At 69.2% G+C, this 10,239-nt stretch carries 10 protein-coding genes; 4 read left to right on the plus strand and 6 right to left on the minus strand.

Going from position 1 to position 10,239, the window contains the following annotated elements:
* Positions 1 to 49 precede the first annotated feature (49 nt).
* The 4 genes from nfi to aqpZ all read left to right on the plus strand — a co-directional run bounded on the left by nfi (position 50) and on the right by aqpZ (position 3,445).
* Complete coding sequence (gene nfi, locus CSC71_RS13140; RefSeq protein ID WP_162374828.1) at positions 50 to 739, plus strand: deoxyribonuclease V; 690 nt, start codon at positions 50 to 52, stop codon at positions 737 to 739.
* Positions 740 to 802: 63 nt separating this feature from the next.
* On the plus strand, positions 803 to 1,627 hold the full coding sequence (locus CSC71_RS13145; RefSeq protein ID WP_162374829.1) for a SixA phosphatase family protein: 825 nt from the start codon (positions 803 to 805) through the stop codon (positions 1,625 to 1,627).
* Positions 1,628 to 1,751: 124 nt separating this feature from the next.
* On the plus strand, positions 1,752 to 2,615 hold the full coding sequence (locus CSC71_RS13150; RefSeq protein WP_162374830.1) for a pirin family protein: 864 nt from the start codon (positions 1,752 to 1,754) through the stop codon (positions 2,613 to 2,615).
* 107 nt (positions 2,616 to 2,722) lie between these two features.
* Positions 2,723 to 3,445, plus strand: coding sequence for an aquaporin Z (gene aqpZ / locus CSC71_RS13155; protein ID WP_162374831.1), 723 nt, complete (start codon positions 2,723 to 2,725; stop codon positions 3,443 to 3,445).
* A gap of 168 nt (positions 3,446 to 3,613) precedes the next feature.
* Here the strand turns inward: aqpZ and CSC71_RS13160 are convergent, their stop codons facing one another.
* From CSC71_RS13160 to CSC71_RS13185, 6 genes are all read right to left on the minus strand, one after another.
* Positions 3,614 to 4,474: a pirin family protein gene (locus CSC71_RS13160; RefSeq protein WP_162374832.1), complete on the minus strand. Its 861-nt coding sequence runs from the start codon at positions 4,472 to 4,474 to the stop codon at positions 3,614 to 3,616.
* Positions 4,475 to 4,564: 90 nt separating this feature from the next.
* The gene (locus tag CSC71_RS13165; RefSeq protein WP_162374833.1) at positions 4,565 to 5,926 is read right to left on the minus strand and encodes an NAD-dependent succinate-semialdehyde dehydrogenase; all 1,362 of its coding nucleotides are present in this window, start codon (positions 5,924 to 5,926) and stop codon (positions 4,565 to 4,567) included.
* Positions 5,927 to 5,971: 45 nt separating this feature from the next.
* The gene (locus CSC71_RS13170) at positions 5,972 to 6,841 is read right to left on the minus strand and encodes an ABC transporter permease subunit (protein ID WP_162374834.1); all 870 of its coding nucleotides are present in this window, start codon (positions 6,839 to 6,841) and stop codon (positions 5,972 to 5,974) included.
* Positions 6,838 to 7,752, minus strand: a complete 915-nt coding sequence (locus CSC71_RS13175; protein ID WP_162374835.1) for an ABC transporter permease subunit — start codon at positions 7,750 to 7,752, stop codon at positions 6,838 to 6,840. The genes CSC71_RS13170 and CSC71_RS13175 overlap by 4 nt, the downstream gene beginning before the upstream one ends.
* Positions 7,749 to 8,897 (minus strand): ABC transporter ATP-binding protein, encoded by a 1,149-nt coding sequence (locus CSC71_RS13180; RefSeq protein ID WP_162374836.1) that lies wholly within the window; start codon positions 8,895 to 8,897, stop codon positions 7,749 to 7,751. The genes CSC71_RS13175 and CSC71_RS13180 overlap by 4 nt, the downstream gene beginning before the upstream one ends.
* Positions 8,898 to 9,009: 112 nt before the next feature.
* Positions 9,010 to 10,122 (minus strand): polyamine ABC transporter substrate-binding protein, encoded by a 1,113-nt coding sequence (locus tag CSC71_RS13185; protein WP_162374840.1) that lies wholly within the window; start codon positions 10,120 to 10,122, stop codon positions 9,010 to 9,012.
* Between the last annotated feature and the right edge of the window lie 117 nt (positions 10,123 to 10,239).

The following is a 10,239-nucleotide window of genomic DNA, read 5'->3' on the forward strand; positions in this document are numbered from 1 at the left end:
GCCCGAGCCCTTGGCGCCGCGGAGGCGCCGGGTGTGGCAAGCTGCGGCCATGTCCACCGCGATGCCCGCCTTCGCCGGCTGGGATGGCAGCACTGCCCAGGCGCGCGAGCTGCAACGGCAACTCGCGCGCGAGGTCGTGCTGGAAGACGGCATGCCGGCAGCGCCGGCCCTGCTGGCCGGCTTCGACGTCGGCTTCGAGGATGCCGGCGCCACCACCCGCGCCGCCGCGGTGCTGCTCGACGCGGCCACGCTGCAGCCGCTCGAGACCCGGGTGGCGCGCGTGCCGACCGCGATGCCCTACGTGCCCGGCCTGCTCAGTTTCCGCGAACTGCCCGCGCTGCTGCAGGCGCTCGCGCAACTTTCGCGCCGGCCCGGGCTGGCCTTCATCGACGGCCATGGCATCGCCCACCCGCGCCGGCTCGGCATCGCCGCGCACTTCGGCGTGGCCACCGGCCTGCCCAGCATCGGCGTGGCGAAGAAGCCGCTGGTCGGCCGCTTCGACGAACCCGGTCCGCTACGCGGCGACCACGTGCCGCTGTGGCACGGCGACGAACAGATCGGCTGGGTCCTGCGCAGCAAACCGCGCTGCAAGCCGCTGATCGTCTCGCCGGGCCATCGCGTGTCGATGCCGTCGGCGCTGCACTGGACATTGCGCACGCTGGCCGGCTACCGCCTGCCCGAACCGACCCGGCTGGCCGACCGGCTGGCTTCGCGGCGCGGCGCGGTGGCGACCGGCTGATCGACAGACGGCCACCGCTGTCGGCATGATGGCAGGCCTCCTCCGCACGCCGCGCCTTCACCGATGAAACCGACGCTTCTCCTGCTTCTTTCCCTGGCGCTGGCCGGCTGCGCGGGCATCCGCGCTTCCGACGGCGTCAGCTTCGTCGTCGTGCGCCATGCGGAGAAGACCAGCGACACGGAACGCGATCCGGACCTGTCCGTTGCCGGCAGGATGCGCGCGCAGCAACTCGCCGGCCTGCTTGCGGGGCGGGACCTCGTCGCCGTCTATGCCACCGAATACAAGCGCACACAGCAGACCGCCCGGCCCGGCGCCGACGCGCACCGCCTGCCGGTGACCGTCTACGCAGCAAAGTCGCCGGCCGTGGAATTCGCCGCGCGTTTGAAGGCCGCGCATCGGCGCGGGACGGTACTGGTCGTCGGCCACAGCAATACCGTGCCCGGCATCGTTTCCGCGCTGTGCGACTGCGACGCCGCGCCGATGCCGGAAAGCGAATACGACCGCGTCAGCACGGTGCGCATCGGCGCCGACGGGAAACCGGCGCTGGAAACCGGCCGTTACGGCGACGCCACGCCGGCGTCCGCGACGATCGCCTACGGAGCGCCCTTCACCCTCGCGGCCGGCCAGTCGGTTACCCTGCCCGACCGCAGCGCGTTGCGTTACGTCGGGACGATCAACGATTCGCGCTGCCCGCCGGACGTGCAATGCATCTGGGCCGGCGACGCCGAGGCGCGCTTCGAATGGCGCGCGCAGGGCTCGAACGACGCGGAAACCTTCTCGCTGCATACCCACCAGGGCGAACGCAGCCATATGCTCGCCGGCCGCACCCTCGCGCTCGAGTCGCTGGCGAACGGCGACGCGCCGGCCGTGACATTGAAGGTCGAGTGATTCCTTCTCCCGCTTGTGGGGAGAGGGAGTTGCGGAAGCCGGAACAATCCATTCCCGCGGCCGGCATGCAGGTACGCCCGGCCCGTGCGATGCTGGCTCGGTTCCCCGAAGCGAGGAAAGCCGCATGACCACGATCATTCCCCCGCGCACGCACGATCTCGGCGGCGGCTTCATGGTCCGCCGCGCGGTGCCGAGCATCCAGGCGCGCAGCGTCGGCCCGTTCGTGTTCGTCGACCACATGGGCCCGGCGGTCTTCGAGCCCGGCCGCGGCATGGACGTGCGCCCGCACCCGCACATCGGCCTGGCCACGGTGACCTACCTGTGGTCCGGTTCGATCCGGCACAAGGACACGCTCGGCTCCGAGCAGGTGATCACGCCGGGCGCGGTCAACTGGATGACCGCCGGCCGCGGCATCGCCCACTCCGAACGCACGCCGGTCGACGTGCGTACGCGCCGGCACGAAGCGCACGGGATGCAGACCTGGGTCGCGCTGCCGAAGAGCCACGAGGAAGTCGCGCCCGAATTCCACCACCACCCCGCCGACGCCATCCCGCACTGGACCCGCGGCGGCGTGTCCGGCCGCGTCATCGCCGGCCGCGGCTTCGGCCTCGAATCGCCGGTGCGCGTGTTCGCCGACACCTTCAACGTCGCCCTCGACCTCGACGCCGATGCCGAACTCGACATCGACGACCGCGCGGTCGAGCGCGCGCTGTACGTGCTCGAAGGCGATGCGCAACTCGACGGCGCCGACATCCCGGCGCAACACCTGGTCGTGCTCGACCCCGGCAGCAGGCCGAAGCTGCGCGCGAAGACGCCGCTCAAGGCGATGCTGCTCGGCGGCGAGCCGCTCGACGCGCCGCGGCACATGTGGTGGAACTTCGTTTCCAGTTCGAAGGAACGCATCGAGCAGGCCAAGCTGGACTGGAAGGAAGGCCGCTTCGGGCAGATCCCCGGCGAGACCGAGTTCATTCCGCTGCCGGATCGCTGACCCGCGCGCCGCGGGAAGCCGCTAACGAATCCGCAACATCTTCCCCGGGGGCTTCGGCTATGTTCGCCGCGCCGCACTGGCGCGGCACATGGATGGGGGAAGTCACAATGAGTCTTGCGAAGAAACTCGCGGCCGAGTTCCTCGGCACGTTCTGGCTGGTGCTGGGCGGCTGCGGCAGCGCGGTACTCGCGGCGAACTTCGGCGGCGACGGCAATCCGCTGGGCATCGGCCTGCTCGGCGTGGCGCTGGCCTTCGGCCTGACGGTGCTGACCGGCGCCTACGCCTTCGGCCACATCTCGGGCGCCCACTTCAACCCGGCGGTCAGCTTCGGCCTGTGGGCCGGCGGCCGCTTCCCGACCAAGGACCTGCTGCCGTACATCGTCGCGCAGGTGCTGGGCGCGATCGCGGCGGGTTTCATCCTGTTCCAGGTCGCCAGCGGCAAGGCCGGCTTCGCCATCGATCCGGCCTCGGCCGGCGCCTTCGCGACCAACGGCTACGATGCCCTGTCCCCGGGCGGCTATTCGGCCGCGGCGGCGTTCCTGTGCGAAGTGGTGCTGACCGCGTTCTTCCTGATCGTGATCATGGGCTCGACCCACGGCCGCGCCCCGGCCGGCTTCGCCCCGATCGCGATCGGCCTGGCGCTGACCCTGATCCACCTGATCAGCATCCCGGTGACGAACACTTCGGTGAACCCGGCGCGCTCGACCGGCGTCGCGCTGTTCGTGCAGGGCGGCGCGTTGTCGCAGTTGTGGCTGTTCTGGGTCGCGCCGATCCTCGGCGGCCTGGTCGGCGGCATCATTTACAAGTGGCTGGGTAGCGACAAGAACTAACGGCGGGCCCTGCCGCGGTATTCACCCCTTCTCCCGCTTGCGGGAGAAGGTGCCCGAAGGGCGGATGAGGGCGCGAGCGCAGCGAGCCTGCTTTCAAAAAGCCGAACCCTCACCCTCGCGCTTCGCGCGTTTCCCTCTCCCGCACTGCGGGAGAGGGATTCAGCCACTTCAGAACCGGCCTTCCTGGAAATCGACGAAGGCCTGCATCAGTTCCTGCTTGGTGTTCATCACGAACGGGCCGTAGCGCATCACCGGCTCGCCGATCGGACGGCCGGCGACGAGGATGACCCGCGCGGGCTGCGCGCCCGCGCGCAACGACAGCGACGGGCCGCCGCCGAGCACCGCGAGTTCCCGCGTTTCCAGCGTGCGGCCGTCGTCGCCCTCGCCCACCGTCGCCGTACCTTCGTAGGCGTAGAGGAAGGCGTTGTGGCCTTCCGGCAGCGCGTACTCCCACGCCGCGCCGGCGTCGAGCGCGATGTCGAGGTAGACCGGATCGGTCGCCGGCTGTGCGATCGGGCCGGCGACATCGCCGACCGCACCGGCGATGACCTTCACCGATACGCCCGGCTTCGGCTGCGCGACCGGGATCTTCTCCGGGGCGAATTCCTGGTACTTCGGCGCGGTCATCTTGTCCTTCGCCGGCAGGTTGACCCACAGCTGGAAGCCGCGCATGCGCCCGGAATCCTGTTCCGGCATCTCCGAATGGACCAGGCCGCGGCCGGCGGTCATCCACTGCACCGCGCCGGAGGTCAGCAGGCCTTCGTTGCCGTGGTTGTCCTTGTGGCGCATGCGGCCGTCGAGCATGTAGGTGACGGTCTCGAAGCCGCGGTGCGGGTGGGCCGGGAAGCCGGCGATGTAGTCCTCGGCCTTGTCGGTGCCGAACTCGTCGAGCAGCAGGAACGGATCGAGGTCGGGCAGCTCCGGGCCGCCGATCACGCGGGTCAGCTTGACTCCCGCGCCATCGGACGTGGGCATGCCGCGCACCTTGCGGACGATGCGGGCGGGTTGCGTCTGGGCGATGGCGTTCATGGGACCTCCTGGATGTCCGCACAATATGCCGGCGGACGGGCGCGCCGGAACGGCCGGCCGCGCAACCATCCGTTCCACCGGCGCAGCGCATCAGGCCACGTAGACGCTCTTGATGTTGGTGAACTCGCGGATGCCGTGCTCGGCCAGTTCGCGGCCGAAGCCGGAACGCTTGCAGCCGCCGAACGGCAGGCGCACGTCGCTGCGCACGATCGCGTTGACGAAGGCCGCGCCGCACTGCAGTTGCCGTGCGACGCGGTCGCCGCGCGCGCGGTCGCGCGTCCACACGCTGCCGCCGAGGCCGAACGTGGTGTCGTTGGCCAGCCGCACCGCGTCGGCCTCGTCCTTCGCGCGCAGGATGCCGGCGACCGGGCCGAACAGTTCCTCCGAATACGCCGGCATGCCCGGCGCGACGCCGTCGAGGATCGCCGCCGGGTAGCCGGCATACGACGCGTCGGGCTCGCAGCCGAGCAGCGGCTTGGCGCCGGCGGCGATGCTGGCCTGCACCTGTCGCTGCAGTTCGTCGCGCAGGTCGCGGCGCGCCATCGGCGCCAGCGGGGTCGCCTCGGCGTTCGGGTCGCCGACGCGCAGCTTCGACGCGGCCTCGACGAAACGGCGCACGAATTCGCCGGCGACCGCCTCGACCACGACGAAGCGCTTGGCGGCGATGCAGGTCTGCCCGGCGTTGTCGAAGCGGCTCTTCACCGCGGCGGCGACGGTGGCGTCGAGGTCGGCGTCGTCGAGCACGACGAAGGCGTCGCTGCCGCCCAGCTCCATCACGCACTTCTTCAGCACGCTGCCGGCGGTGGCGGCGACCGACCCGCCGGCGCGCTCACTGCCGGTCAGCGTGACCGCGGCGATGCGCGGGTCGCGGATCACTTCCGCCGCCTGCCCGTTGTCGATGTGCAGCACGTCGAACACGCCACGCGGCAAGCCGGCCGCATCGAGCGCCGCCTTGATCGCGTCGGCGCAGCGCGGTACGTTGACCGCGTGCTTGAGCACGGCGACGTTCCCCGCCATCAACGCCGGTGCAAGGAAGCGGAACACCTGCCAGATCGGGAAGTTCCACGGCATCACCGCGAACACGCAGCCGATCGGCTCGTAGGCCACGTAGCTGCTCGCGGCCTCGGTGGCGATGGGCTGCTCGCGCAGGTAGGCGGCCGCATGCCCGGCGTAGTAGTCGCAGGCGCCGGCGCATTTCTCGATCTCGGCCAGCGCCTCGCGGCGCAGCTTGCCCATCTCCGCGGTCATCAGCCGCTGGATGTCGTCGCGGCGCGCGCGCAGCTGTTCGCCGGCCCGCTTCAGCAGTTCGCCGCGCCGCTCCAGCGGCAGCGCGGCCCACGCGGGGAATGCTTCCCGCGCGGCCTGCAGCGTCGCGTCGACTTCGGCGGCGGATCGCCATTCGTAGCGGTATTCGACCTGGCCGGTCCAGGGATTGACGGATTCGATGCTCATGGTCCGATAGTGTGCGACGGCGCGCGTTAGCGCATCGTTGTCGCGTCAGCCGTTGCCCTGCACCGCCAGTTGCATGTCGCGCTGGCGGCGCTTCTCCTCGCGCTGCATCCACCACCACCCGGCGACGGCGCCCAGCGAAACCAGCAGCACCAGGATCGTGGCCACCGCGTTGACCTCCGGGTTCAAGCCGCGCCGCACCGACGAGAACACCTTGATCGGCAGCGTGGTCGAGCCGGGGCCGGAGACGAAGCTGGCCACCACCACGTCGTCCAGCGACAGGGTGAAGGCGAGCAGCCAGCCCGACAGCAGCGCCGGCGCGATGATCGGCAGGGTGATCTGGAAGAACACCTTGATCCGGTTCGCGCCCAGGTCCATCGCCGCCTCCTCCAGCGACTTGTCCAGTTCGGCCATGCGCGAGGAGATCACCACGGTGACGAACGCGAGGGTGAAGGTGACGTGGGCGATCCAGATCGAGTACACGCCCTTCGCCTCGAAGTGGCCCATGCCCAGCGAATTGACCAGGCCGCCGGTGGAGACGAACAGCAGCAGCATCGACAGGCCCAGGATCACGTCAGGCATCACCAGCGGCGCGGTGATCAGCGCGGCGAACGCGGTCTTGGTCGGGAAGCTGCGCATCCGCGTCATCACCAGCGAGGCCAGCGTGCCCAGCACCACCGCCGCGCACGCGGTCCAGAACGCCACCTTCAGGCTCAGCCACGCCGCCTGCAGCATCGCGCGGTCGTTGAACAGCGCGACGTACCACTTGAACGAGAAGCGCGACCATACCGTGGCCAGCCGGTTCTCGTTGAACGAATAGACCATCAGGATCAGGATCGGCAGGTACAGGAAGGCGAAGCCGAGCACCAGCACCGTCCAGCCGAACCAGCGGGTACGTCCGTGGGCGGCGCCGCTCATGCCAGCCTGTCCTCCAGCTCGCGTTGCCGCACCCGGTTGAAGACGATGATCGGCACCAGCAGCAACAGCAGCATCGCGATCGCCACCGCCGACGCGCGCGGCCAGTCGGTGGACGCGCTGAAGTCGTTGACCAGTTGCCGGCCGATCATCAGCGTATCGGGGCCGCCAAGCATTTCCGGGATCACGTATTCGCCCACCGCCGGGATCATCACCAGCATGCAGCCGGCGACGATGCCGGCCTTCGACAGCGGCAGGGTCACCTTCAGGAACGCCTGCCACGGCTTCGCGCCGAGATCGTAGGCGGCTTCGAGCAGGCGCTGGTCGTGCTTGACCAGGTTGGTGTACAGCGGCAGCACCATGAACGGCAGGTAGCAGTAGACGATGCCGATGTAGGCGGCGAGCGGCGTGTACAGGATCTTCAGCGGCTCGTCGATGATGCCTGCCTTCATCAGCAGGTTGTTGAGCAGGCCGTTGTTCTTGAGGATGCCGACCCAGGCGTAGACGCGGATCAGGAACGAGGTCCACGACGGCAGCACCACCAGCATCATCGCGACGTTGCGCGCGGCCGGCGACATGCGCGAGATCGCGTAGGCCATCGGGTAGCCGATCAGCAGGCACAGCAGCGTGGAAACCGCGGCGATCCACACCGAACTGGCGTAGGCCTGCACGTACAGCGACTCGGTGACCAGGGTGATGTAGTGGTCCCAGTTGAGCCGCCAGGTCAGCGCGCCGTTGACGTACTCGACGATCGGCGTGTACGGCGGCGAACGGACCAGGTCGCGCATCGAGAACGAGATGCGCAGCACGATCAGGAACGGGATGGCGAAGAACACCAGCATCCACAGGTACGGCACCGCGATCACCGCCCAGCGCGGCCCCGGCAGCCATTTGCGCAGCGCGCCCGGCTTCATGAGGTCAGCACCACGCCGTCGTTGTCGTCCCACGACACCCACACCGGGTCGCCCCAGGTCAGGCCCTCGCTGGCCCAGCGCTGCTGGTTGGCGAAGTTCGACAGCACCTTGACCCCGCTGGGCAGGCGCACGTGGAAGATCGAATGGCTGCCGTAGTAGGCGATGTCCTCGATGGTGCCGCGCGCCTTGTTGTGCCGCTGCTCCGGTTCCTCCTTGGTGATCCACACCTTCTCGGGGCGCACGCCGAAGGCCACGTCCTGGCCCTCGAAGCCGGAAATGCCGTGGCCGACGTGGATCAGCGACTCGAACGCGGGCGTGCGGATGGTGACGAAGTCGACTTCGTCGTCCTCGATCCTGCCTTCGAACAGGTTGACCGAGCCGATGAACTCGGCGGCGAAACGGCTGGTCGGCGCTTCGTAGATCTCGTCCGGCGTGCCGACCTGGCGGATGCGGCCGTGCTCCATCAGCGCGATGCGCGTGGCCATGGTCATCGCCTCTTCCTGGTCGTGGGTGACCATCACGCAGGTCACCCCGGACTTCTCGATGATGTTGACCAGTTCCAGCTGCATCTGCGTGCGCAGCTTCTTGTCCAGCGCGCCCATCGGCTCGTCGAGCAGCAACAGCTTCGGCCCGCGCGCCAGCGAGCGCGCCAGCGCGACGCGCTGCTGCTGGCCACCGGAAAGCTGGTGCGGCTTGCGCCTGGCCAGCTTGCCCAGCTGCACCAGCGCCAGCATCTCGGCGACGCGCGCCGCGATCGCGTCCCTGGCCATCCCGGCCTGCTTCAGGCCGAAGCCGACGTTCTGCTCCACGCTCATGTGCGGGAACAGCGCGTAGGACTGGAACATCATGTTGATCGGCCGCTCGTACGGCGGCAGGTCGTTGAGCAGTTGCCCGTCGAGCCAGATCTTGCCCGCGGTCGGCTTCTCGAAGCCTGCCAGGCAGCGCAGCAGGGTCGACTTGCCGCTGCCCGAGCCGCCCAGCAGGGCGAAGATCTCGCCCTTGCGGATGCTCAGGCTGGTGTTGTCCACCGCGACGAAGCCGTCGAACTCCTTGCGCACGTCGACGATGCGCACGTATTCGTCGGCGCCCGACGTTTCCGCCTGCGGCGCGGCCGCCTGCACCGCGCCGGATCCCGTTGCATCCATTGCCGCCATGCGTCCCCCGTTGCCGTTCCGGCGCCGGCCCGTGCGGGCGCGGCGCCCCGTCGATCGATGGGGCGGCCCTTCCCGCACGCCCCGCTGGTGCAGCGCCGGCCGCTCAGTGTCCGGTCTTCAGGTCGGTCCAGATCCGGGTGTACAGGTCGTTGATCTGCGGCGGGCGGATCTTCACGGTGTACAGCTTGGCTTCGACTTCCGCCGGCGGATAGATGGTCGGGTCGCCGGTGATCTCCTTGTCCATCAGCGCCTTCGCCTTCGGCACCGCGTTCGGGTAGGCGATGTAGTTGGAGTTGTTGGCCATCACCTGCGGATCCAGCAGGTAGTTGATGTACGCGTAGGCCGCATCGACGTGGCGCGCGTCCTTCGGGATCGCCAGCATGTCGAACCACAGCGGCGCGCCCTCCTTCGGGATCGCGTAGGCGATCTCGACGCCGTTGCCGGCCTCGGCCGCGCGGTCGCGGGCCTGGATCACGTCGCCGGACCAGCCGACCACCAGGCAGGTGTCGCCGTTGGCCAGCCCGTCGATGTACTGCGAGGAATGGAAGTTGGTGACGTACGGGCGGATCGACTTCAGCAGCGGCACCGCCTTCTCGACCACCGCCGGGTCCTCGCTGTTGGGATCCTCGCCCAGATAGTTCAGCGCCAGCGGGATCAGTTCGTCCGGCGTGTCGAGGAAGGTCACGCCGCAATCCTTCATCTTGGCGATGTTTTCCGGCTTGAACACGATGTCCAGGCTGCCGGCGATGTCGGTGTTGCCGAACGCGGCCTTGACCTTGTCGACGTTGTAGCCGATGCCGGTGGTGCCCCACATGTACGGCACCGCGTACTGGTTGCCCGGGTCCTGCGCCTCCAGCTTCTTCATCACCGCCGGGTCGAGGTTGGCCCAGTTCGGGATCTTGGTCTTGTCCAGCGGCAGGAACACGCCGGCCTGGATCTGCCGGCCGAGGAAGTTGATCGTCGGCACCACCACGTCGTAGCCGCTGGAACCGGCCAGCAGCTTGGTTTCCAGCACCTCGTTGCTGTCGAACACGTCGTAGGTCACCTTGATGCCGGTGGCCTTCTCGAAGTTCGGGTTGGTGTCCTCGGCGATGTAGTCCGACCAGTTGTAGACGTTGACGACCTTGTCGCCGCCGGCGGGGGCGGGGGCGCCCCCCCCTCCCCCCCCCCTCTTTCCCCCCCCGGCGGCGCAGGGTCCAGCGGCCCCAGCCCCCAGCCCAGTTCTCCGGTCCCTTTTCCCCCTCCCATTCCCCCCCCCGGCGGTCTCGCTTTCGCTCTCCCCCCCCCCCCCGGCCCGCCGCCCCCTTCTTCCACTCCCCCTTCTTTCCTCCTC

Source organism: Pseudoxanthomonas sangjuensis (genome assembly GCF_010211755.1).
Classification (GTDB): domain Bacteria; phylum Pseudomonadota; class Gammaproteobacteria; order Xanthomonadales; family Xanthomonadaceae; genus Pseudoxanthomonas_A; species Pseudoxanthomonas_A sangjuensis.